At 42.6% G+C, this 21,833-nt stretch carries 25 protein-coding genes and 2 riboswitches; of the genes, 15 read left to right on the top strand and 10 right to left on the bottom strand.

The features are described 5' to 3' along the window. Positions 1 to 9: 9 nt before the first annotated feature. On the bottom strand, positions 10 to 204 hold the full coding sequence (gene sspD / locus BFW96_RS05710) for an acid-soluble spore protein SspD (protein ID WP_003218568.1): 195 nt from the start codon (positions 202 to 204) through the stop codon (positions 10 to 12). 130 nt (positions 205 to 334) lie between these two features. After that, positions 335 to 1,036, bottom strand: a complete 702-nt coding sequence (gene htpK / locus BFW96_RS05705; RefSeq protein WP_040083317.1) for a transcriptional regulator HtpK — start codon at positions 1,034 to 1,036, stop codon at positions 335 to 337. 171 nt (positions 1,037 to 1,207) lie between these two features. Between htpK and htpX the strand changes: the two genes are divergently transcribed. From htpX to BFW96_RS05685, 4 genes are all read left to right on the top strand, one after another. Next, positions 1,208 to 2,104, top strand: a complete 897-nt coding sequence (gene htpX, locus BFW96_RS05700; RefSeq protein WP_069838881.1) for a protease HtpX — start codon at positions 1,208 to 1,210, stop codon at positions 2,102 to 2,104. Between the two features lie 174 nt (positions 2,105 to 2,278). Further along, complete coding sequence (ktrD, locus tag BFW96_RS05695) at positions 2,279 to 3,628, top strand: Ktr system potassium transporter KtrD (RefSeq protein WP_069149490.1); 1,350 nt, start codon at positions 2,279 to 2,281, stop codon at positions 3,626 to 3,628. A 150-nt stretch (positions 3,629 to 3,778) separates the two neighbouring features. After that, positions 3,779 to 3,934, top strand: coding sequence for a hypothetical protein (locus BFW96_RS05690; protein ID WP_014663734.1), 156 nt, complete (start codon positions 3,779 to 3,781; stop codon positions 3,932 to 3,934). A 2-nt stretch (positions 3,935 to 3,936) separates the two neighbouring features. Continuing rightward, entirely contained in the window at positions 3,937 to 4,119 is a 183-nt protein-coding gene (locus BFW96_RS05685; RefSeq protein WP_041521312.1) for a hypothetical protein, read from the top strand. A 41-nt stretch (positions 4,120 to 4,160) separates the two neighbouring features. Here BFW96_RS05685 and BFW96_RS05680 read toward each other — a convergent pair whose 3' ends face one another. Beyond that, positions 4,161 to 5,183: an acyltransferase family protein gene (locus BFW96_RS05680; protein ID WP_041521313.1), complete on the bottom strand. Its 1,023-nt coding sequence runs from the start codon at positions 5,181 to 5,183 to the stop codon at positions 4,161 to 4,163. Positions 5,184 to 5,435: 252 nt separating this feature from the next. Between BFW96_RS05680 and kinE the strand changes: the two genes are divergently transcribed. The 3 genes from kinE (at position 5,436) to BFW96_RS21390 (ending at position 8,361) form a co-directional block, all read left to right on the top strand. Next, positions 5,436 to 7,652: a sporulation two-component system sensor histidine kinase KinE gene (gene kinE / locus BFW96_RS05675; protein ID WP_069838880.1), complete on the top strand. Its 2,217-nt coding sequence runs from the start codon at positions 5,436 to 5,438 to the stop codon at positions 7,650 to 7,652. Further along, positions 7,649 to 8,146 carry a methylated-DNA--[protein]-cysteine S-methyltransferase gene (locus BFW96_RS05670; protein ID WP_069838879.1) on the top strand — a complete coding sequence of 166 codons (498 nt, stop codon included), beginning with the start codon at positions 7,649 to 7,651 and terminating at the stop codon, positions 8,144 to 8,146. Before kinE ends, BFW96_RS05670 begins: the two co-directional genes overlap by 4 nt. 89 nt (positions 8,147 to 8,235) lie before the next feature. Further along, the gene (locus tag BFW96_RS21390; protein ID WP_014663738.1) at positions 8,236 to 8,361 is read left to right on the top strand and encodes a hypothetical protein; all 126 of its coding nucleotides are present in this window, start codon (positions 8,236 to 8,238) and stop codon (positions 8,359 to 8,361) included. Positions 8,362 to 8,394: 33 nt separating this feature from the next. Here the strand turns inward: BFW96_RS21390 and mtnA are convergent, their stop codons facing one another. The 3 genes from mtnA to BFW96_RS05650 all read right to left on the bottom strand — a co-directional run bounded on the left by mtnA (position 8,395) and on the right by BFW96_RS05650 (position 11,769). After that, positions 8,395 to 9,456, bottom strand: coding sequence for an S-methyl-5-thioribose-1-phosphate isomerase (gene mtnA, locus BFW96_RS05660; RefSeq protein ID WP_069838878.1), 1,062 nt, complete (start codon positions 9,454 to 9,456; stop codon positions 8,395 to 8,397). Between the two features lie 7 nt (positions 9,457 to 9,463). Next, positions 9,464 to 10,657 (bottom strand): S-methyl-5-thioribose kinase, encoded by a 1,194-nt coding sequence (gene mtnK, locus BFW96_RS05655; RefSeq protein WP_069838877.1) that lies wholly within the window; start codon positions 10,655 to 10,657, stop codon positions 9,464 to 9,466. Positions 10,658 to 10,749: 92 nt separating this feature from the next. Then, positions 10,750 to 10,906: riboswitch (SAM riboswitch) on the bottom strand. Positions 10,907 to 10,989: 83 nt separating this feature from the next. After that, on the bottom strand, positions 10,990 to 11,769 hold the full coding sequence (locus tag BFW96_RS05650) for a carbon-nitrogen family hydrolase (protein WP_069838876.1): 780 nt from the start codon (positions 11,767 to 11,769) through the stop codon (positions 10,990 to 10,992). A 94-nt stretch (positions 11,770 to 11,863) separates the two neighbouring features. Between BFW96_RS05650 and mtnE the strand changes: the two genes are divergently transcribed. The 5 genes from mtnE to mtnD all read left to right on the top strand — a co-directional run bounded on the left by mtnE (position 11,864) and on the right by mtnD (position 16,343). Then, entirely contained in the window at positions 11,864 to 13,060 is a 1,197-nt protein-coding gene (gene mtnE / locus BFW96_RS05645; protein WP_069838875.1) for a methionine-glutamine aminotransferase, read from the top strand. A gap of 38 nt (positions 13,061 to 13,098) precedes the next feature. Beyond that, a riboswitch (SAM riboswitch) is annotated at positions 13,099 to 13,199 on the top strand. A gap of 84 nt (positions 13,200 to 13,283) precedes the next feature. Then, on the top strand, positions 13,284 to 14,501 hold the full coding sequence (mtnW, locus tag BFW96_RS05640) for a 2,3-diketo-5-methylthiopentyl-1-phosphate enolase (RefSeq protein WP_041521503.1): 1,218 nt from the start codon (positions 13,284 to 13,286) through the stop codon (positions 14,499 to 14,501). Beyond that, a complete protein-coding gene (mtnX, locus tag BFW96_RS05635; RefSeq protein WP_069838874.1) occupies positions 14,498 to 15,205 on the top strand; it encodes a 2-hydroxy-3-keto-5-methylthiopentenyl-1-phosphate phosphatase in 708 nt (235 codons plus the stop codon). The genes mtnW and mtnX overlap by 4 nt, the downstream gene beginning before the upstream one ends. Continuing rightward, a complete protein-coding gene (locus tag BFW96_RS05630; protein WP_069838873.1) occupies positions 15,163 to 15,792 on the top strand; it encodes a methylthioribulose 1-phosphate dehydratase in 630 nt (209 codons plus the stop codon). Before mtnX ends, BFW96_RS05630 begins: the two co-directional genes overlap by 43 nt. Before the next feature lie 14 nt (positions 15,793 to 15,806). Then, complete coding sequence (mtnD, locus tag BFW96_RS05625) at positions 15,807 to 16,343, top strand: acireductone dioxygenase (RefSeq protein WP_069838872.1); 537 nt, start codon at positions 15,807 to 15,809, stop codon at positions 16,341 to 16,343. 40 nt (positions 16,344 to 16,383) lie between these two features. Here mtnD and BFW96_RS05620 read toward each other — a convergent pair whose 3' ends face one another. Further along, entirely contained in the window at positions 16,384 to 16,704 is a 321-nt protein-coding gene (locus BFW96_RS05620; protein ID WP_014663747.1) for a YkvA family protein, read from the bottom strand. Positions 16,705 to 16,906: 202 nt separating this feature from the next. Here BFW96_RS05620 and spo0E point away from each other — a divergent pair, with 202 nt between their 5' ends. Next, a complete protein-coding gene (spo0E, locus tag BFW96_RS05615) occupies positions 16,907 to 17,164 on the top strand; it encodes an aspartyl-phosphate phosphatase Spo0E (RefSeq protein ID WP_003218598.1) in 258 nt (85 codons plus the stop codon). An 86-nt stretch (positions 17,165 to 17,250) separates the two neighbouring features. After that, the gene (locus BFW96_RS05610) at positions 17,251 to 17,682 is read left to right on the top strand and encodes a hypothetical protein (RefSeq protein ID WP_069838871.1); all 432 of its coding nucleotides are present in this window, start codon (positions 17,251 to 17,253) and stop codon (positions 17,680 to 17,682) included. Positions 17,683 to 17,710: 28 nt separating this feature from the next. Here the strand turns inward: BFW96_RS05610 and kinD are convergent, their stop codons facing one another. Next, complete coding sequence (gene kinD, locus BFW96_RS05605; protein ID WP_080478213.1) at positions 17,711 to 19,231, bottom strand: sporulation kinase KinD; 1,521 nt, start codon at positions 19,229 to 19,231, stop codon at positions 17,711 to 17,713. Positions 19,232 to 19,423: 192 nt separating this feature from the next. Between kinD and mhqR the strand changes: the two genes are divergently transcribed. Further along, on the top strand, positions 19,424 to 19,861 hold the full coding sequence (mhqR, locus tag BFW96_RS05600; RefSeq protein ID WP_003232475.1) for a MarR family transcriptional regulator MhqR: 438 nt from the start codon (positions 19,424 to 19,426) through the stop codon (positions 19,859 to 19,861). 39 nt (positions 19,862 to 19,900) lie between these two features. On the opposite strand, the gene motB is transcribed toward mhqR, so the two are convergent. Both motB and motA read right to left on the bottom strand, forming a co-directional pair. Beyond that, entirely contained in the window at positions 19,901 to 20,686 is a 786-nt protein-coding gene (gene motB / locus BFW96_RS05595) for a flagellar motor protein MotB (RefSeq protein WP_014663750.1), read from the bottom strand. Continuing rightward, positions 20,658 to 21,470 (bottom strand): flagellar motor stator protein MotA, encoded by an 813-nt coding sequence (gene motA, locus BFW96_RS05590; RefSeq protein WP_014663751.1) that lies wholly within the window; start codon positions 21,468 to 21,470, stop codon positions 20,658 to 20,660. The genes motB and motA overlap by 29 nt, the downstream gene beginning before the upstream one ends. Positions 21,471 to 21,833: the final 363 nt, after the last annotated feature.

Raw genomic sequence — 21,833 nt, 5'->3', positions numbered from 1 at the left:
GACCTGAATTTATTTAGTTGTGCCGTTTAACTGAGATTGTGCTTGCTGCACCAGCCGCTTTGTCATTTCTCCGCCTACAGAGCCGTTAGCGCGTGCGACTGTATCAGAACCAAGGTTCACACCGAATTCTTGAGCCACTTCGAGTTTAAATTGGTCTAGTGCCTGCTCCACCCCTGGAACAACGAGTTTATTTCTGCTCGCCATCTTTTTCATCTCCTTTTTCTATAAAGAAATTCTTAACGCGTATTTAGTTTGAAATATACGGGGATTATTTATGCTGGCAATTGTTGTGGAGAAAAATAAACCCCCGGCCTCTGAGCCGGGGGTGCGCAGACTATAAAATGTCTGCTGTCATTTTATGAGCGGTTGCCTGAATATGGAACGTTAAAATGGAGAGGACTGTAATGGCGATAATCTGTCTGATTTTAAGCCATTGGCCGTCATTCAGTTCTTCAAAACGGTAGCGGAGACGTTCTGTCTCCTGTTCGACGATCACCTGCAGATTTGATTCTTTCATAGAAGGAGTATCTTGGTGATGAACGGCATCAAGCACATATGCACAACTTTCATAATAAGCAATCGGGCTAATGACATCATCAGATCTGTCTGAGATTGTGTTAAAGGCCACTTTTAAAATAGCACGTATGTGTTCAAAGTCATAAATGGATTTTAAATCACGTACAATTAAAAGAATAACTGCTTGTTCAACTGAGTATTTTTTGCCCAGCTCAGGGTGTCCGATCAGATCCTTGATATCACGCTTTACCCAGTTTTGAATCGCGGTTGACTTTAATGAAGTCAGTTCGCATAAGTTGCCGAGCTCTACGATTTCATTTGTAGAGAGGCCGTATTCTTTTTTCTGTTTTTTTCGTTCGTATCTTGTAAGAAATTCAGGAATTTCAAGATGATTGGCTGCTTTTTCTGCTGACATGTTCGCTGATTGGACGAGAATGTCGAGCGGGCTATGTTCTCCTTGTCCTTTTAGGGAATAGAGCAGCCGCACCATATCGGTTCGAGAAAGTTTAAAAATGTTCATTGTTCACCTCTTTAAACAATTTGACGCGGATAAGCGGTTTATGTATAAGTTCAAAATTGAAGCGTCAGCAAATTACATTAACATCATACGTCGAATTCCTTGCATTTTCAAATGGATGTTTTATAATTTAAATATACAGGTTCTTTTGAACTTAAAATAACGGAGGTTGTTATGGCGAAAAGAATTTTTCTGTTTATTTTAACGAATATTTTGGTGCTTACAACAATCGGGATTGTTTTGTCTATTTTGAGCTCTGTTACCGGAGTAGGGACATACTTTACAGCTGATGGCGGTATCGATCTAATGGCGCTTCTTGTGTTCAGTTTAGTCGTTGGCTTTGTCGGTTCCTTTACGTCTCTTGCGATGTCCAGATGGATGGCAAAGACGATGATGGGCGTGAGAGTGCTGAATCCGAAAAAACACTCACTCAGCTACGAGGAACAGCAATTGGTTGATCGTGTCCATAGATTAAGCCGTTCTGCAGGGTTAACGAAAATGCCGGAAGTCGGGATTTACCGTTCACCTGAAGTAAACGCGTTTGCGACTGGACCGTCTAAACGCCGTTCTCTTGTCGCAGTATCGTCTGGGCTCTTGGAGCAGATGGATGATGCGGCGGTTGAAGGAGTGCTTGCCCACGAGGTCGCGCATATCGCTAATGGTGATATGGTAACAATGACGCTTTTACAAGGTATCGTCAATACCTTTGTCGTCTTTCTATCACGCATCGCAGCTTGGATTGCAAGCCGTTTTGTCAAAGAAGATCTAGCGCCGATCGTACATTTTATTGCAATGATTGTCTTTCAGATTATCTTTTCGATACTTGGCAGCCTGGTTGTGTTTGCGTATTCACGCCATCGTGAATTCCATGCTGACAGGGGAGGAGCGGATCTTGCCGGCAAGGATAAGATGATTCATGCGCTTCGGACGCTTAAAGGCTACTCTTCCCGAATGATGGAAGACGATCAGACAGCTGTCCAAACGTTAAAGATCAATGGCAAGAAGCGCTCTTCACTTTTCTCTACTCACCCTGATTTAGATGAGCGTATCAGACGGCTGGAAGCTAAGTAATACAAACACATTGTTCCTCTGAGGAAATTCTCAGAGGTTTTTTTATTTTATCCATTGATTAAAAACATAAAAAAATAAGCAAGTTAAGAAAATGTTACGTAAAAGCCTTTAAAAATGGACCTAATATCTTTAGAATAATTACCGTACTTAAAAAGAGAGGCAGAAGGATTTTACATGAAATTAAAGTTTGGAAAATTGATACAGGCCCTGTCACCGGCCCAGCTAATCGCATTATATTATTTTCTTGCAGTTACTGTGGCCGTTATATTGCTGAGTTTGCCGGCGGGCCATAAACCGGGGGCGGACTGGACGTTCATTGATGCGCTGTTTACCGCCGTCAGTTCAGTCAGCGTAACAGGGCTGACGGTCGTTGATACAGCTGATACATTCAGTACAACAGGCATTTTTATATTGGCATTTGTTCTGCAATTTGGCGGAATCGGGATTATGACGCTCGGAACGTTCATTTGGCTGATCATGGGAAAACGAATCGGGCTGAAAGAACGGAAATTGATTATGGTTGACCAAAACCAATCCCAGTTTTCCGGGATTGTCAATCTGATGAAGCAGGTTCTTTTTCTGATCTTGTGGATTGAATTTTTTGGCGGGCTTATACTCGGCACTTATTTCTTAACCTACTATGATTCCTTTCAGGAAGCTTATTTACACGGGTTTTTTGCCAGTATCAGCGCAACGACAAATGGCGGATTTGATATTACCGGTAATTCGATGATTCCATTTCGTCACGATTACTTTGTGCAGTTTATTACAATGCTTTTAATTATATTTGGAGCGATTGGATTTCCTGTGCTGGTTGAAGTAAAGGATTTCCTGTTTTCAAAGCATCGCCGTTATCCATTTACGCTTTTTACGAAGATCACAACGATTACGTTCGGCTCGCTTGTCTTGTTTGGAGCCATAGGCATCTTTGCCCTGGAAGCAAACCATGCGTTCGCAGGAAAATCATGGCATGATATTTTGTTTCTGTCCCTGTTTCAATCAACGGCAACCCGAAGCGGGGGTCTTGCCACAATCGATATCAGCCAATTATCAGATCCCACACTCTTTTTTATTTGTGCGCTGATGTTTATCGGAGCGTCGCCAAGTTCAGTCGGGGGAGGCATACGGACAACGACTTTTGCCTTGAATCTTCTTGCGCTGTTTCATTTCGCCCGCGGTAATAAGTCCGTAAAGGTATTCAAACGGGAGCTGCATCCTGCTGACCTGATGAAGTCGCTTGTTGTCACAATGATGGCGATCTTGCTCGTTTTTGGCTCGACACTCATTCTGACCATTACAGAAAAGCATTCCCTGCTGGAGCTTTTGTTTGAAGTGTGCTCGGCATTCGGTACAACCGGTCTGTCACTTGGAATTACGGCTGATTTGAGCAGTGTTGGAAAATGCGTCATTATGATTGTTATGTTTATCGGGCGAATCGGCATCCTGACCTTCCTGTATCTGATCGGTAGAAAGGAAATTGAAGCGAATTATCATTATCCGAAGGAAAGAGTGATTATCGGATAGACAAAACACCGCCAATTTAGCGGTGTTTTTTGATTGCCAAAAAAAAGATGTGTGCCTCCTGTTCAGTTGGAGAACCTAACTTCGACAGGTGCAGTTTAATGCCCCTGCATCTTTAGCCGAAATGTGTGAAAACTGGCGAGGAGGATTCGAATGAAGCGTAAAGCTGAAGTAAATGAAGCCATTAAAAATAACAATACACCTACTGAGAGCATGGACCCAAATTCATATAAGACACAATATCATGACGACCCCAATTTTAGAGGGGCAAACCGCAATTCCAAACAGGGTAAGCAGGGAGGCATGTGATTGTGAAGAAACACCGTCATAGCAGAGATATGCAAAATCATAAAAAGCCTATGAATAAGAAGGTGCTGGAGGAAGAATTCTCAAGTGAATTTGGGGATTACAATGCCGGAAAGATCATCGAAACGCTGGAAGTTACAAAGCCTGAAAAGAAAAATGAAAAAAACAAAAACAATAAACAGAAATAAAAAAGACCTCTTAGGCGGTGTCCCGCTTAAGAGGTGCTTTTCTATTTTAAATAAGCATTTTTGCCCGTTCCTCTGACAAATTGCAATAAGCTGGTCATCCTCAGCTCAATGAAAGGCTGAGCGACTGTCTTAACAAAGTTGCTGGAGAGTACTGATGTCAGTGCTGCTGTTAAAAGCAAGAGGATCACTAAGCTTTGATAGTCAGTAAGCCAATCCTCAAGACCGACCTGCCGCAGCGTTTTAATAATAAACCCGTGAAGCAAATACACGTAAAATGTCCGGGTCCCCCATTTGGTAAAGAAATACCGTTTTTGCGGAACGAGCGCTAAAAAGCTAAAGGTTGCCGCAAAGGCGAGTACATACCAGCCGATTCGGGATAGTCCGCTTACCAGGGTAACGTCTCCAAATGAAGAATACGGTTTTGAACCAAACAGAAATGAATAGTCAAAATCGATGCCCCAGCAGATGACGAATACGGCGGCAAGCACTCCGAGCGCAATTTGTTTGCCTCGTTTTGATCTCAATAAATCAAAATGATGTTTATTTAAATAAAAACCGACAAGGAACATCGGTAAGAATACGAATGTCCGTGACAAACTCAGCGTGCTGCTGACAAAGTCCAGATAACCGATCAGCACGGCGAATCCGCAGCTGACAAACAGCGCTCCCAGCTTTGAAAGCTTTGAAAAAGGATATAGAAGCAGGTTCCAAAAGAATAAGCTTACAAGAAACCATAACGACCATTGCGGATCAATCGGGTTCACATTTGCCATGCTTTCATCTTGCATAATGTAATAAAAGACGGAATAAATGATTTGGAAAATCAAATACGGAATAATCAGCTTGGCCGCCAGCTTTTTTACATATCCCTCCCGTTTAAAGCCTTTTGCGAAATAACCGGATACAAGAATAAATGCAGGCATATGGAATGTGTAAATGAACTTGTAGAGGTAGAGCATAAAGTGATTATCATTAATAAAGGAACGAAGAATATGACCGAATACAACAAGGAATATCAATAAAAATTTTGCGTTATCGAAATAACTGTCCCGCGATTTACTCATAGCATCACCTTCTCTTTCATCAGTCACTAAGAGATTATTCCCTGCTGGTACATATTTTAAAATAAAAGATGAAAAAGGAATCTAAAAAAATGCTGATTGTTAGGACGATGTAAAGTGGCGGTAAGGATCGTAGAAAATGTCTTCGGAATGTAATGGCGCTGAAATTTTCTGAAATTTATAGGGCAAATGAAGGAAGTTCCCGCATTTTGTAGAAATATTGAGGGATAGGTTTTGAAGAAGGAGTGTACATGCATGGAAACTCTTGATGTCCAGACAAACTCGGAGCTGCGAGAGGAACTGAATCGCCTCAAAGAAGAAAACGCGCGACTGAAAAAGGAATTGAATCAGCATCAAGTGATTGTCAACAATACGCTCGATGCTATTTTTATTTGTGATAACGAAATGCGAATCGTTAAGGCGAATGAAGCAACAGAAAGGATGCTTCAAGTTGATTCGGAAGATTTAAAAGAACGTTCTGTTTTGGATTTTTTGTTTTCAATCCCAAAGGATGAACTGAATCTTGCCGTAAAGAAGTTTTTTAAAAAAGGTTTTCTGTGGAAGGAGGTCCCGATCAGGCTTGATTGCGGGGCGACAAAATACATAGAATTTCTGGCCAAAAGAGGCATTGGCGAGGATTTCTTTTTTGTTGTCATGAGAGACATATCTTCTAAGAAGATTTTGGAGCGGGAATTCTCTATGAATGAACAGCTTTTTAAGGACTTGTTTGACAGAGCGGTTGATGGAATCGTCCTGTTTGATAAAGATGGCGGTTTTATTGATGCCAATTTGTCCTTTTGTAAAAGCTTCGAAATCAATCATAATGAGCTGTCTCATTTATCGTTGTATGAGTTTATAGACAGCGGCTCAAGAAAAGATTTCGACAATATCTGGAAGACGCTCAACCGCAAGGGAAAAGCGAAGGGGGAGCTGCCTGTCAAGCTTCGTTCAGGAGTCCAAAAGCTATTTGAATTCACGATTACATCAAACATCATCAGCGGTTTTTATATGTCTATTATGAGGGATATCACAGAGAAGCGGTCTATGGAGCTTCAGCTCTTTAAAAGTGAGGAGCGGTTCAGAGAAATCTTTGAAAATGCGATGGACGCCATCATCATTTGGTCGAATGACGGAAGAATCGTTAAGGCGAATCAATCAGCCTGCAAAATCTTTGAGCTGCCGATGAACTTGCTGTTGAAAAGAAAGCTGTGTGATTTTCTCGTCGACTCGCAGCAGAAATACAGCATAACGAAAAGGAAATATGCAAAATACGGAGAGATCAGAGAAGAGCTGCTGTTTCAAATGGGGAATGGGCAGTTCAAAGAGCTCGAATTCACTTCAAAGCGGACCATACTTGAAAACCAGCATTTGACGATCTTAAGAAATGTCAGCGACAGAAAGCGGATGGAGAAGGAGCTTCGGGAAAGCGAGCTGAAATTCAGAAAAGTGTTCAACGGCTCAATGGACGGCAATGTATTGTTCGACAATCAATACAGGATTATCGACGCCAACCCATTAGCAAGCCATATTTTGGGGCTGTCACATGAAGAGATCAAACAGCACAGCCTGCTAGATATTATTTCTGCTTATCAAATTGAAAATCTGGCATCACCGGCAAGGCAGATTAATTTTGATGAAATGGACAACGAAATTCCATTTTTGCTAAGCAGCAGTGACAATCGAAAACTCGAATTCTCATTTAAACGGAATATTATTCAAAATATGAACTTGGCTATCTTTAAAGACGTTACAGAGCGAAAAGAATTGGAGGAACGCCTGCGCAAATCAGATACCCTTCATGTTGTCGGCGAACTCGCAGCCGGCATTGCCCATGAAATCAGAAATCCGATGACTGCTCTTAAAGGCTTCATTCAGCTCCTGAAAGGAAGTGTCGAGGGAGACTACGCCCTTTACTTCAACGTGATCACCTCAGAACTAAAGCGCATCGAATCCATCATCACCGAATTTTTGATTTTAGCCAAGCCCCAGGCCATTATGTATGAGGAAAAACATGTTACCCAAATTATGAGAGACACGATAGACCTTCTAAACGCGCAAGCCAATCTCAGCAATGTACAAATGCAGCTTGATTTAATGGACGACATTCCCCCGATCTACTGTGAACCGAATCAGCTGAAACAGGTTTTTATCAACATATTAAAAAACGCCATCGAAGTGATGCCTGACGGCGGAAACATTTTTGTGACGATAAGGGTACTGGATCAAGATCATGTCCTCATCTCCTTAAAAGACGAGGGGATTGGAATGACAGAAGATAAATTAAAGCGCCTTGGTGAACCATTTTATACGACAAAGGAACGGGGAACTGGACTTGGTCTTATGGTAAGCTATAAAATTATTGAAGAACATCAAGGCGAGATTATGGTCGAAAGTGAAGAAGGAAAGGGCACCGTTTTTCATATTACGCTTCCCGTCAGACAGAATGCTGAAGAAAGAAGGAATGATGAGTGAATTACTATATGACAGCTGAAACGCCGCTCGGTGAATTTATCATTGCCGAAGAGGAGGGCAGGATCACCCGTCTATTTCTCAGTCAGGAAGATTGGATGGATTGGAAAGAAACCGTTCAGAAGACAGAACACAAGGAAACACCTCTTCTTGCAGAAGCGAAAAAACAGCTTCATGAATATTTCGCCGGAGAAAGAAAGACATTCTCCCTGCCGCTCAGCCAAAAGGGCACACCTTTTCAGAAAAAAGTGTGGGAGGCGCTGGAGAGGATCCCATATGGTGAATCCCGAAGCTATGCTGATATTGCCGCTGCGGTCGGGAGTCCGAAGGCGGTGCGCGCTGTCGGACAGGCTAATAAACGTAACGACCTGCCGATTTTTGTTCCGTGTCACAGAGTGATTGGCAAAAACAGTGCGTTAACAGGCTACGCCGGAAGCAAAACTGATATCAAAGCATTTTTGCTGAACATCGAGCAAATCTCCTATAAAGAAAAATAAAACATATGGCACGTTCCCTTTTTTCACTGACGACATATCATTTTATTAAGTTAAAAAAGTTGGTCTGATGAAAAAGGAGGACAAAGTAATTGAAGCCGAGCCGCTCTGAGAAAATTGCCGTTTTTGCCAAACTGTTTGTAAAACTGCATATCATATCAAGCGCTCAAAAAGATGAAATCATCAATGTTAACAAAAAGAAACAAAAAAACCGCTGACTCAGCTCCAAATGAGCAAAGTCCAGCGGTTTTTTAATGCACCTTTTCACCTTTAAACAACTGTTCAATCTCTTCTGCATAGTTACCGGTCATAATCCCTTTTTCTGTGATGATTCCTGAAATGAGATCATGAGGTGTAATGTCAAAAGCGGGATTAAAGACAGGCACATCTGATGGAGCGGTCCGTACTCCGGAAATCTGCCTGACTTCGTCGGGATCCCGCTCCTCTATCGGGATATCAGCGCCGCATTTGACCTTCGTATCAAATGTAGATAAAGGTGCGGCGACAAAAAACGGAATATCAAAGGCGTTTGCTAAAATAGCAAGGCCGTATGTGCCGATTTTATTTGCCGTATCACCGTTCTTTGCAATTCGGTCAGCTCCGACGATAACAGCGGAAATTTGTTTTTCCTTCATCGTATGGGCGGCCATGCTGTCTGTAATTAGCGTGACATCAATGCCTCCCTGCATCAGCTCCCAAGCAGTAAGGCGTGATCCTTGCAGGACAGGCCTTGTTTCGCAGGCATAAATGTGCAATCCCAAATCTTTTTGTTTGGCCAAGTAAAACGGAGCTAGCGCCGTTCCATAGCGGCTTGTCGCGATTGAGCCGGCATTGCAGATCGTCATGATCCTGTCGCCTTTTTTGAAAAGCTGCAGGGCGTTTTGGCCGATCAACCGGCACGTTTCCTCATCCTCGACCTGAATCTGAATTGCTTCATGGACAAGGTTTGTTTTTGCTTCATTTACGGAAATCGCGTTTTCGACCGAATGACTCAGTCTCTCAAGTGCCCATGACAAATTAATGGCTGTAGGCCGTGAGCTGTTTAAATATTGTTTGATGTCTTCCAGTCTGCGCCGGAATTCTGTGACATTCTCTGTTTCAATGTCTTTAGCAGCAAGCGCTAGTCCGAAGGCAGCCGTAATGCCGATCGCCGGAGCACCCCTTACTTTGAGTGTGACAATCGCATCAAATACATCCTCTTTCGTCGTCAGCTCCAAATTTTCCGTCTCATCAGGAAGCTTTTGCTGATTTAAAATGGTAATAGCTGTTTCTTTCCATTCAACAGAACGTGGAACAGCAAATGAATGGGTCATGAATGGATCATTCCTTTACAAGTAACTTAAATAATTCAATCACATCTGTTATCGTTTTGAATTCCGAACGTTTTTCGATAAAGGCTGTGCCGGTTTCGAGCGCCAAGCGTTTTCTGCCGATTCGTTTATCAACCGGCACGATCGTATCCAGGTCAGCTACATGGGCAAGGCCGATCGTGCGTCGTATCAGCTCACAGCCCGCAAATCCGATTGCTTCTTCAAAAATATGGCTGAGCGTATCAGTGAGGTAACCGTCGATGTTGGCGTAAACATCCAGACTGTCCTTCTGCCAGGCTTCACTAAACGTCTCTTCAAACGTTTCCCAGACCTGGTTGACATGTTCATATAACGGCTCTCTGTCAGCTCCGTCACGGCTGAGTGCGTTCAAAAATAAGTTGGCGATAAATTGCCCTACATCAAAGCCGATCGGTCCGTAAAAAGCAAACTCAGGATCAATCACCTTTGTTTCGTGCTCATTTGCGAAAATGCTTCCTGTATGCAAATCACCATGAATCAACGTTTCCGCAGACGTTAAAAATGACTTTTTCAGCTTAGCGGCTTCGATTTTAACGTTGTCATTATTCCAAAGCTTCTCGACAAAAGGACGAAGCTCTTCTTCAAAATCATTTGTGTCATGGTCGAAGAAAGGATCTGTAAAAACAAGTCTTTCCGTAATGTCGCATAGCTCAGGGTTTGTAAACTGTTTAACAAGCTGTTTTTTCACCTTAGGTTCAAGCGCGTAATCTGATGAGTAGAAAAGTGTTTTTCCTAAAAATTCACCGATGTGCCGTGACAGGTGCGGATAATTTTCACCCTCAATGAGTCCTTTTCTTGCGATTTTCAGGTGAGAGAGATCCTCCATGACGGTAACCGCCATTTCCGTATCAGAGTAAAACACTCTTGGAACCAAGTGAGGCACATGCTCGCCCTGACGGATGAGAGCGCTGCTTTCGATTCTTGCACGATCGATTGTGAGCGGCCAGCTTTCTCCCACCACTTTTGCATAAGGAACCGCCTGTTTAATGATCAATGCTTTGTCATGTTCTTGATCATAAATATGAAAAACGTAATTTAAGTTGCCATCGCCGATCTCCTGACATGTCAGGGTGCTTTTGCTTGGAAATAAGCCGAGCTTCACAGCCAATGCCACAGCGGAACTTTCATTTAACGTTTCGTATAAAGGTGTTTTTGTGACTGCCATCATCATAACCTCCAATTATGTAATCACTTAATATGTGGCCGTAAAAAAGCCTCCTTCTCAGAGAGAAGGAGGCTTAACATCTATGTCCGCCTCTCTTATCTCTCAGATCAGATCTGAATGGAATTAGCACCGTGCCTTAAGAGACAAGCGTCTCGGCGCGAAAAAGATGCGCCCCATTTCACAATGGAATTACGGTCGGTTGCTGTTGGGGTCAAAAGGCCAAATCCCTCGCCCAACTCTCGATAAGAGAATATATTCATTTGTTAAACAATTCTAATTTATCAGTTGATGAACATACTAACAGGTGTTTTAATAAGTTGTCAATATATTTTTTAATATAAATCTTTTCTGATATCATCGAAAACAGGGATGCTCTCCCGTACTTCGACGCTTTTATGAAGGTCGATTTCCGCACGGACTATGCCTTCCTCACGGCCGCCTTCAGCAAGTACACGCCCCCATGGATCAATAATCAGGCTATGGCCTGCAAATTCATTATCTGGATTTGAACCAGTGCAATTGCAGGCTGCGACAAAGCATTGATTTTCAATGGCACGGGCAATAAGCAGGCTTTTCCAATGATCGAGTCGGGGGAGAGGCCATTCCGCGGAAATAAACAGCACGTTGGCACCTTTTGTCGTATGTTTTCTGATCCACTCCGGAAAACGGATATCATAGCAGATGAATCCTGCGCTTTTGACGCCGTCAAGCTCAAAGCATCCATCTTCGGAACCGGCTGATAAATACAAATGCTCATCCATCAGCTGAAAAAGATGGGCTTTTCTGTACTCTTTAATGATTTGCCCTTCCTTATCCGCGATGTACATTGTATTATAAACATCAGAATCCTTTCTGGCAGCGACCGATCCGGCGACAATATGGACTCCATGTTTTTTTGCCGTTTTCTTCAGCCAGCTCTGAACAAAATGGCCGTCTTCATCAGCGAGTTCATCAAGATTGGCCAGATCATATCCGGTCGTCCATAATTCAGGCAGAACAAGAACATCAGCATGTTTGCTTTCTTTTTCGATCAAAAATTCAGCCTTTTTTATGTTTTCCGAAGGTTTACCATATGAAATATCAAATTGAAGACAAGATATCGTCCATTTCATCTTTTTAACACCCCAAATTTTTCTTTACTTTTTTCATTTAACCATATATGATGATGGACTATCATTTCAAGATTTTTTTAGAAGGTGAGAATAGATGAAATTTGAACAGTCTCATGTATTGAAGACATTGCCTAAACAATTCTTCGCTTCGCTGGTGCAGAAAGTGAACCGAAAGCTCGCAGAGGGACACGACGTTATCAATCTAGGACAGGGAAATCCAGATCAGCCGACTCCGGAACATATCGTCGAGGAAATGAAACGAGCTGTTGCTGATCCTGAGAATCATAAATATTCGTCTTTTCGCGGCTCATACAGCCTAAAGTCAGCGGCTGCTGCATTTTACAAAAGAGAGTACGGCATTGATCTGGATCCGGAAACCGAAGTCGCTGTATTATTTGGCGGAAAAGCCGGCCTTGTCGAGCTCCCGCAATGCTTGTTGAATCCCGGTGATACGATCTTAGTTCCCGATCCGGGCTACCCTGATTACTGGTCTGGTGTCACACTCGCGAAAGCGAAGATGGAAATGATGCCGCTCGTAAAGGACAGGGCGTTTCTTCCCGATTACAGCAGCATCCCCGCTCAGGTGAGAGAACAAGCGAAATTGATGTATTTAAATTATCCGAATAATCCGACTGGAGCTGTTGCTACCTCTAAATTCTTTGAAGAAACCGTGAGCTTTGCAAAAGAAAACGGAATCTGCGTCGTTCATGATTTTGCTTACGGCGCTGTAGGGTTTGACGGCTGTAAGCCTTTAAGCTTTTTGCAGACTGAAGGTGCAAAGGATATTGGAATTGAAATTTACACGCTGTCAAAAACGTATAACATGGCAGGATGGCGGGTTGGCTTTGCCGTCGGAAACGCTTCGGTCATTGAAGCAATCAATCTTTATCAAGACCATATGTTTGTCAGTCTTTTCAGAGCGACTCAGGAGGCTGCAGCAGAGGCACTGTTAGCTGATCAGAGGTGTGTGGCAGAGCAAAATGCCCGATATGAGAGCAGGCGAAACGCTTGGATTGCTGCATGCCGTGAAATTGGCTGGGATGTGACAGCTCCGGCAGGGTCATTTTTTGCATGGCTGCCTGTACCTGAAGGCTATACTTCTGAGAAGTTCTCAGACCTTTTGCTGGAAAAAGCGAATGTGGCGGTTGCGGCTGGAAACGGCTTCGGTGAATACGGAGAGGGCTACGTCAGAGTCGGACTTTTAACAAGTGAAGAAAGGCTCAAGGAAGCCGCTTATCGAATTGGCAAACTAAACCTGTTTACCCAAAAAACCATTGACAAGACCCTATAACGATGGGATAATTCAAAATAATTTATAAAATCTATATTTTCTTATCAAGAGCAGGCAGAGGGACGAGCCCGATGAAGCCCGGCAACCGACTTATAAAGCACGGTGCTAATTCTTGCAGCTAGCGGCTGAGAGATAAGATTCGGACGAGAAACGAAACCTCTTCAGACGCGATTGCAGTTTGAAGAGGTTTTTTGATATGGATGAAAATGAAAGGAGCTCTGGGATGAGTGAGTTATTAGCAACATATCTTCTAACAGAACCGGGAGCTGATACAGAGAAGAAAGCAGAACAAATTGCAACAGGATTGACAGTAGGCTCCTGGACTGATCTCCCCCTTGTAAAGCAGGAGCAAATGCAAAAGCACAAGGGGCGGGTGATAAATGTTGAGGAGAGAGAGGGATCTTCTGTATCAGAAAAACAAGCCGTCATCACAATTGCCTATCCTGAAATCAATTTCTCTCAGGATATTCCGGCTTTGCTGACAACAGTGTTTGGCAAGCTGTCCTTGGACGGAAAAATCAAATTAATCGATCTTCACTTCTCTGAAGCATTTAAGCGTGTACTTCCGGGACCAAAGTTTGGCGTATACGGCATCCGGAAGCTGCTGGGAGAGTTTGAAAGGCCGCTGTTAATGAGCATATTTAAAGGTGTAATCGGAAGGGACCTGAGTGATATTAAAGAACAGCTTCGACAGCAGGCGCTTGGCGGAGTTGACTTGATTAAAGACGATGAAATTTTCTTTGAGACAGGTCTAGCGCCTTTTGAAACAAGAATTACAGAAGGAAAGCAAATATTAAAAGAAACGTATGAGCAAACCGGACATAAAACGCTGTATGCGGTGAATTTGACTGGACGCACGGCCGATCTGAAAGACAAAGCGAGACGTGCTGCCGAATTGGGGGCTGATGCGCTTTTGTTTAATGTCTTCGCTTACGGCTTGGACGTTATGCAAAGCCTTGCGGAAGATCCTGAAATCGCAATTCCGATTATGGCGCATCCAGCGGTCAGCGGGGCCTTTACATCTTCTCCGTTTTACGGATTTTCTCATGCACTTTTACTCGGGAAATTAAACCGATATTGCGGTGCTGACTTCAGCCTCTTTCCGTCTCCATATGGTTCGGTTGCGCTGCCAAGAGCTGATGCGCTGGCCATTCATGAAGAATGTGTGAGAGAGGATGCTTTTAACCAAACATTTGCCGTTCCGTCAGCAGGCATTCACCCCGGCATGGTTCCGCTATTAATGCGTGATTTCGGCATAGATCATATCATTAACGCCGGAGGAGGCGTACATGGACATCCAAACGGTGCCCAAGGCGGGGGGCGTGCGTTCAGAGCCATTATTGATGCGGTCTTAGAAGCCCAGCCGATTGATGAAAAAGCCGAACAATGCAAGGATCTTAAGCTTGCGCTAGACAAATGGGGAAAGGCTGAAGCCGTATGACGACTCGAAAACCTTTGATTATATGTGATTTTGACGGAACCATCACGATGAACGACAACATTATAAATATCATGAAAACATTCGCTCCGCCGGAGTGGGTGGCATTAAAAGACGGCGTACTTTCCAAAAAGCTGTCGATCAAGGAAGGTGTCGGGCGGATGTTCGGCCTTCTGCCCAGCCGTTTAAAAGAAGAGATTACAAGTTTTGTATTGGAAGATGCAAAAATCAGGGAAGGCTTTCGGGAATTTGTAGCGTTTATCAATGAGAATGAGATTCCGTTTTATGTCATAAGCGGAGGAATGGACTTTTTTGTATATCCTTTGCTTGAAGGCATCGTGGAGAAAGATCGCGTTTATTGCAATCATGCGTCATTTGACAACGACTATATTCATATTGACTGGCCTCATTCTTGCAAGGGAACATGCAGCAATCAATGCGGGTGCTGTAAGCCGTCGGTTATCCATGAACTTTCTGAACCAAACCAATATATCATCATGATCGGTGATTCGGTTACAGATGTGGAGGCAGCAAAGCTGTCTGACTTATGCTTTGCAAGAGATTATTTATTAAACGAATGCCAGGAGCAAAACCTCAATCATCTCCCGTATCAAGATTTTTATGAGATAATAAAAGAAATTGAGAATGTAACGGAGGTACAGGAATGGCTGCAAAACAAGAACGATGGCGAGAGCTCGCTGAAGTAAAACGGGAATTGGCAGAGAGAGATTGGTTTCCGGCGACTAGCGGCAATCTGTCCATTAAGGTTACTGATAAGCCTTTAACATTTCTCGTCACTGCAAGCGGAAAAGATAAACGCAAAGAGACGGATGAGGATTTTCTTTTGGTCGACCAAAATGGAGAGCCCGCTGAAAGCGGGCATTCTCTGAAACCGTCAGCGGAAACACTGCTTCATACACATTTGTACAATAAAACCAATGCCGGATGCTGCCTGCATGTCCATACGGTAAACAATAATGTGATTTCAGAGATATACGGAGACCAAAAGAAAATCACATTCAGAGGCCAGGAAATTATAAAAGCACTCGGCTTATGGGAAGAGAATGCAGAAGTGACCATTCCGATCATTGAAAATCCGGCTCATATTCCGACGCTCGCGGCACTGTTTGAGAAAGAAGTTTCAGAAGATTCAGGAGCTGTTCTGATCCGCAATCACGGTATTACCGCATGGGGGAGAACAGCATTTGAAGCAAAAAGAGTGCTTGAAGCGTTTGAATTTTTGTTCAGCTACCATTTAAAATTGAAAACCCTTCAGCATCAGCTGGTTAAATAAAAGGAGGAATTGAAATGGCTACAATTCGAATTCATGATGAGGCAAATACAACGATTGAACATCAAGAGGAAGTAGCAAACTTTCTGGACAGTCAAGAGGTTATTTATGAGCAATGGAATATCGCGAAGCTTCCGGAACATCTCTCAGAGAAATATGATTTGACAGAAGAAGAAAAACAGCAAATTCTTGATACCTTTGAAACTGAAATTAAAGACATCTCAACCCGCCGGGGCTACAAAGCACAGGATGTTATTTCATTGTCAGACAGCAACCCGAAACTTGATGAACTGCTTGAAAATTTTAAAAGAGAGCATCACCATACAGACGATGAGGTTCGTTTTATCGTAAGCGGACACGGTATTTTTGTCATTCAAGGCAAGGACGGCACGTTTTTTGATGTCCGTTTGAACCCTGGAGATTTAATCTCCGTGCCTGAGAATATCCGCCATTACTTCACGCTTCAGGAGGACCGCAAAGTTGTCGCGGTGAGAATTTTTGTCACAACTGAAGGCTGGGTTCCGATTTATGAAAAAAACAGCGTGAGTCAATAAGCATGAGAAAGCCCCGTTCACCGAACGGGGCTTTTTATATTTATTGCAAACGCCACTTTTCATACTGTGACAGTTCTTTTTTAATTAGCATCCAAATGAAACCTAAGACAGCTGCATCGTCAATAAATCCAAGACCTAGTATAACGTCTGGAATGATATCGAGCGGCATGACGATATACAAGATGGCAGCAGTTAGCAGCAAAAGTGTTTTAACCTGTGAACGAGGGTAATTGCCATTTCGCCAATCGCGAAGCATCTGAAAAAAAGTAGTGATGTGCTGGATACATTTTTTTCGGTTTTTCCTCTTTAAAATCGCTTTTCCGCCTGCGGCTCCGAGCATTATTGCTTTCTTTTTCTTCATTGGGCATACCTCCTGCCTGGCGGCGTGTTTAAGATATTCTTCACCTGGGTATTGTTCTTCTAATCCTATCAATATATCTATTATACCTGAAAAATTAACTTATTTAATGAAAATATGTTTACAAATAAAGTATAATCTGTAATAATGCACAATAACCCAATCAAACTTGTTTCCTATTTCTTAGCGGCGAGGGGTGAAGTGAATGGGCGGTTCTTCTGAACAAGAAAGATTGTTGGTGTCTATTGATGAAAAAAGAAAGTTAATGATAGATGCCGCTAGAAAGCAGGGATTTACAGGGCATGACACGATCAGGCACAGTCAGGAGCTGGATTGTTTAATAAATGAATATCACCAGCTTATGCAAGAAAACGAACATTCCCAAGGGATTCAAGGTCTTGTAAAGAAATTAGGCTTGTGGCCCCGCAGAGATGTTATGCCAGCATATGATGCAAATAAATAGCGGCCTATCAGATGCATATATAAAGAGAGAGAGCTTTTCAGAAGCGCTCTTTTTTTCTGGAAAATTTCATATGAAAGAGGGAACTAATGAAAGAACTGGCGATTCTTATTACTGAAATGGTCAATGAATTTCATGATGCTTTTATTTCTATATGTGGAATATTCGGCATTCATTTAACTGACAAAGAAATGCATTTTTGGGTGATCGGCATTTTTGGCATTCTTTTTTTCGGTTTCACTCATGTTGTGTTTACGTGGCTTTCTAAATGGAGTATAACAGCCTTGTCCTTTATCTATACTGTTACAGTTATCATTGTGATCGTATTTGCGATTGAGATTCAGCAAAAAGTGACGGGGAGAGGGAATATGGAATTTTTAGATGCCACAGAAGGCATAAAGGGTTTTTTAGTATTTTTTATGTTTTTTTGGCTTCTGAAAATGCTGCTGCGTTTCATCAAAATCCTTTTTTCCGGCAGTCCAGCAGGCAAGTCGAATGGCAATGCCCGGTCGCGAAGATAAAAAAACCCTCCTGACAAGGTCAGGGGGGTTATGAAGCGGACACGGGGAGGGTAATTGTCACCTCTGTGCCTCTTCGCACTTCACTTTCAATATGAATAGAGCCTCCGTACATCAGCACGATCCGTTTACAAACGACAAGGCCGAGACCGGTTCCTTTTTCTTTAGAAGTAACAAAGGGAAGGAAGATGTGATCCAGCATTTCCTGAGAAATCCCTTCACCGTTATCCACAACTTTGATTATGGCTTTTTTATCTAAAGCTCCTAGGGAGATCGTCAGTTTGCCTCCTTCAGGCATTGACTCGAGTCCATTTTTTGCCACATTTAAAATCACTTGTTTAATATGGTCTTTTGTACATTTTACGAGTAAGGGCTGCTCGGTTAAATACTGTAATTCGACTTCAACATTGTATAGGTTCCCCTCAGAATAGATGATCGGCATAATTTCTCCGATAATGTCCTGAAGCGAGTTCAGTTCCCATTTTTCAGCTGTCGGCTTGCCGAGAACGAGAAACTCACTCACAATTTGATTGATGCGCTTGATCTCCTGTTCGATAATGGAGAAGTAAAGCTGATCTTCCTCACCTTTATATTTCTTCTGCAACAGCTGAATAAAGCCGCTTATCCCTGTGAGAGGGTTACGGATTTCATGGGCTGTGCTGGCAGCAAGCGTCCCGATCAGCTCTAATTTTTGCGCCTCATTTTCTGAGCGCTCCAGCTGGGTCTGGCGCTTCAGCAAATAATACAGCACGAGAATAAAAAGGATATTCAGCAGCACAATACTGCATGAAAGCGGAAGTACAAGGCTTTTTGTCAATTCTTCTATTGTGACAGGGTTCGGATATACTTTCATATTCCAGCTAATATCATCCAGATATCCGCTGACAGGTTTCTGATCTTTTACACGGGAGGCCTGTCCGCTCGCAAAAATCATTTTCCCGTCTTGGTTCACGACTTCAATATAAACATCAGGGCTCAGCAAGTTAATGAGATTTTTCAAATAATCAATTTGAATAGCTGCGACAAGATAATCTGTCACATTTTGTTTTGAGTCCAAAACAGGGACACAAATTGTAAAAATGGGCTGGCCTGTAATTCTGCTCGAATAACTATCTGAAATGACTGTCTTTTTTGTTTCCTTTGCTTTTGTAAAAAAAGATCTGTCGGCCAGGTTTACTTTCGTTTTTAATTCGGTTGTGCTTGCGGTGACGTCTCCTTTGGCATTTAGAAAATAGAGGCCGGAAAATCTCGGCTCTGAATCAAAGGTCTTTTCCAAAATCGACTGCATTTTCTTTATATCAACCGGTCTGTCAATGGCGATGGACAAGGAGGTCATTCGTGCCATCGTTTCTCCGATTAAATAATTGATTTTATTGCGGTGAAGGTTTAGCAGGACACTTGCTTCTTGCTTATGTTCTGCAGCTATTGTATCTTTTTCTTTTTCATATACGAAAAAGCTGATGACGATTGCCGGAATCACGACTAGTATGATATAAAGTTTGACTCTCCCGCAGGCGCCTTTTAGTATTTTCAATTTGCATCGCTCCAACATACACCTGATTAGAGGTATTATATCATTGTTTCTTCTTCTTTAATAAGAAAAAATAACCAAAAAAATTAGAAAAAGATGTTGAGCAGCTAACATTTTAAAAAAGAAGAGAAATATTGGAAAGATTTTTATTGACATTTTGGTCTTTGTTTATTAATGTTTCTCTGTAACGGTTTCTAAAAGGATGATTGAGACATGACAGAAAAATCACTGAAGTTATTTATCGTGCTGTCGCGCGCGTATCGGTCTATTAATGATCATATGAATAAGCATATTCATAAGCACGGGCTGAATCCGACTGAATTTGCTGTACTAGAGCTTTTATATCATAAAGGCGATCAGCCGCTGCAGCAGATAGGGGATAAAATTCTATTGGCTAGCGGGAGCATCACATACGTTGTAGATAAGCTGGAGCAAAAAGAACTTCTCATTCGGAAAGCTTCTCCTACAGACAGACGGGTGACATTTGCACAAATTACTGAAAAAGGCATCGGTCTTTTGAACGATATTTTCCCTGATCACGCTGCTGAAATTGATGAAATGATCAGCGTATTAAGCGAAGAAGAGGTAGAGATGTGCACTGAAATGTTAAAAAGAGTAGGGTTAAACGCAAAACAGTTTCACAATAAGTAAAAAAAGGAAGCCTGATATGTCACAGGGCTTCCTTTTTTTCTATTTTTCATTTGTTTCCGCTGCGCCTCTTGGCAGGATGAGAACTTCAACCCGCCGGTTTTTGCTTCGGCCTTCCGCAGTTTTGTTGGAAGCCACCGGTTTGTACTCGCCATAACCCTTGGCACTGAACACTTTAGCATCGAGCTTGGGGTTTTCAATCAAAAGCCCCATAAAGTTTACCGCTCTCATGACGCTTAAATGCCAGTTTGATTGGAATTCAGAATTTTTAATTGGCATATTATCAGTATGTCCGCTGATAATGATATTTCTTGGCGGGTTAATCACAAGAAGATTTGAAATCTCCTTTGCAAGCGGTACGTCTTCCTTACGAATGGTCGCTTTTCCAGAGTCAAAGAAAATGCTGTCTTTAATCGTAATCAGGAGGCCTTCACTAGTCATCTTCGTCTCAAGCTGATGTTCCAGCTTTTTATCTTTGATGAATTTTTCCACCTGGCTCTTCACATTTTTAAGTTCTTCTTGATCAGCTGCTTTTTCTTTTTCTTTCTTGTTTTTCTCTTTCTCTTCTTTTTCCTTTTTCACTTCATCGATGCCGTCTGACTCGTTTTCAGGAGGAGTGACACTGGAGTAGTCCAGTACGCCGGTGCCGCCTGTAAAGACTTCATTAAATGATTTTGAAAGCATTTGAAACTTAGCTGCGTCAATTGAGCTGCTCGCGTACAGCACAATAAACAATGCCAGGAGAAGAGTAAGGATGTCGGCGTAAGGCACGAGCCATGATTCATCAACGTGCTCGTCCTCATGCTTCTTCTTCTTTTTTCTCGCCATTTTGCGCCTCTCCTTGTTCTGCAAATTTCAAGCGGTCCTTCGCAGGAAGATACATTAAAAGCTTTTGTTCGATGACTTTCGGTGCCTGTCCTTCTAAAACGGATAACACACCCTCAATCATGACTTCACGCAGTTTTACTTCTTGTTTTGATTTTCGCTTTAATTTATTTGCGAAGGGATGCCATAACACATATCCTGTGAAGATACCAAGAAGTGTGGCAACAAAGGCAGCACTGATGGCGTGTCCAAGCTCATCTGTGTTATCCATATGAGAGAGGGCGGCAATTAGCCCGATTACAGCGCCGAGTACTCCAAGTGTTGGCGCGTACGTTCCCGCTTGTGTAAAGATAGCGGCTCCGGCTTGGTGCCTGTCCTCCATTGCTTCGACTTCCTCTGTCATGATATCTCTGATAAATTCCGCGCTTTGCCCGTCAACAGCCATGCTGAGCCCGTTTTTCAAGAAAGCATCATCTACATCCTCAATGCTTGCTTCTAAAGCAAGCAGACCTTCACGGCGTGCAAGCTGGGCCCATTCAGAGAACATAGGAATGAGTTCCTCTATTGTCAGCTGTTTATTTTCCTTAAATAGCACTCGGAACAGCGCAGGCACTTTTTTAATTTCTTTTGTTGGGAACGCAATAACGACTGCTGAGATTGTCCCGGCGATAATAATTAAAATGGCGGCGGGGTTTGCAAGCGCGTTGAAGCTGACGCCTTTCAGAACCATTCCCACACTCAATGCCACAAAAGCAAGAATAATACCGATTAACGAAGTTTTATCCATAGTTTTCACCAAATCCTTTTTTACTAGCTTGTCTATGGTTAATATCGGTTTTGGTGCCCGGAACTTTAGGGACATTGTGAATTTGTTCATGAAATATTCAAGGAAGAGGCATAGAAGGGAGAAATAAACAAAAACGGACTTTTCAAAATTGAAAAGCCCGGGGGTTTAATGAAATTGGCAGTTTGTTTGCAAGCTGTCCTTCAGACTGTATTCATATAATAGTAGAAATACATATTCACTATATATAAACATGTTCCATCCCTCCTTAAGAAAAGTGTAAAGGATGAAAGGAATCAGCGCTTCAGGGGAAGGGACTGTATTTTCTCAGTCAAGAGTATGAATGCATAAAAAAGCGGCTTCCTA

Origin of the sequence: Bacillus sp. F56 (assembly GCF_001748205.1) — a bacterium.
GTDB lineage: Bacteria > Bacillota > Bacilli > Bacillales > Bacillaceae > Bacillus > Bacillus stercoris.
This window is presented reverse-complemented; position numbering and strand designations above follow the sequence as displayed.

Coding starts and splice junctions, on each gene's coding strand:
- sspD (WP_003218568.1), bottom strand. CDS start 204: ATGGCGAGCAGAAATAAACTCGTTGTTCCAGGGGTGGAGCAGGCACTA.
- htpK (WP_040083317.1), bottom strand. CDS start 1,036: ATGAACATTTTTAAACTTTCTCGAACCGATATGGTGCGGCTGCTCTAT.
- htpX (WP_069838881.1), top strand. CDS start 1,208: ATGGCGAAAAGAATTTTTCTGTTTATTTTAACGAATATTTTGGTGCTT.
- ktrD (WP_069149490.1), top strand. CDS start 2,279: ATGAAATTAAAGTTTGGAAAATTGATACAGGCCCTGTCACCGGCCCAG.
- BFW96_RS05690 (WP_014663734.1), top strand. CDS start 3,779: ATGAAGCGTAAAGCTGAAGTAAATGAAGCCATTAAAAATAACAATACA.
- BFW96_RS05680 (WP_041521313.1), bottom strand. CDS start 5,183: ATGAGTAAATCGCGGGACAGTTATTTCGATAACGCAAAATTTTTATTG.
- kinE (WP_069838880.1), top strand. CDS start 5,436: ATGGAAACTCTTGATGTCCAGACAAACTCGGAGCTGCGAGAGGAACTG.
- mtnA (WP_069838878.1), bottom strand. CDS start 9,456: ATGACCCATTCATTTGCTGTTCCACGTTCTGTTGAATGGAAAGAAACA.
- mtnK (WP_069838877.1), bottom strand. CDS start 10,657: ATGGCAGTCACAAAAACACCTTTATACGAAACGTTAAATGAAAGTTCC.
- BFW96_RS05650 (WP_069838876.1), bottom strand. CDS start 11,769: ATGAAATGGACGATATCTTGTCTTCAATTTGATATTTCATATGGTAAA.
- mtnE (WP_069838875.1), top strand. CDS start 11,864: ATGAAATTTGAACAGTCTCATGTATTGAAGACATTGCCTAAACAATTC.
- mtnW (WP_041521503.1), top strand. CDS start 13,284: ATGAGTGAGTTATTAGCAACATATCTTCTAACAGAACCGGGAGCTGAT.
- mtnX (WP_069838874.1), top strand. CDS start 14,498: ATGACGACTCGAAAACCTTTGATTATATGTGATTTTGACGGAACCATC.
- BFW96_RS05630 (WP_069838873.1), top strand. CDS start 15,163: ATGGCTGCAAAACAAGAACGATGGCGAGAGCTCGCTGAAGTAAAACGG.
- mtnD (WP_069838872.1), top strand. CDS start 15,807: ATGGCTACAATTCGAATTCATGATGAGGCAAATACAACGATTGAACAT.
- BFW96_RS05620 (WP_014663747.1), bottom strand. CDS start 16,704: ATGAAGAAAAAGAAAGCAATAATGCTCGGAGCCGCAGGCGGAAAAGCG.
- spo0E (WP_003218598.1), top strand. CDS start 16,907: ATGGGCGGTTCTTCTGAACAAGAAAGATTGTTGGTGTCTATTGATGAA.
- BFW96_RS05610 (WP_069838871.1), top strand. CDS start 17,251: ATGAAAGAACTGGCGATTCTTATTACTGAAATGGTCAATGAATTTCAT.
- kinD (WP_080478213.1), bottom strand. CDS start 19,231: ATGTTGGAGCGATGCAAATTGAAAATACTAAAAGGCGCCTGCGGGAGA.
- mhqR (WP_003232475.1), top strand. CDS start 19,424: ATGACAGAAAAATCACTGAAGTTATTTATCGTGCTGTCGCGCGCGTAT.
- motB (WP_014663750.1), bottom strand. CDS start 20,686: ATGGCGAGAAAAAAGAAGAAGAAGCATGAGGACGAGCACGTTGATGAA.
- motA (WP_014663751.1), bottom strand. CDS start 21,470: ATGGATAAAACTTCGTTAATCGGTATTATTCTTGCTTTTGTGGCATTG.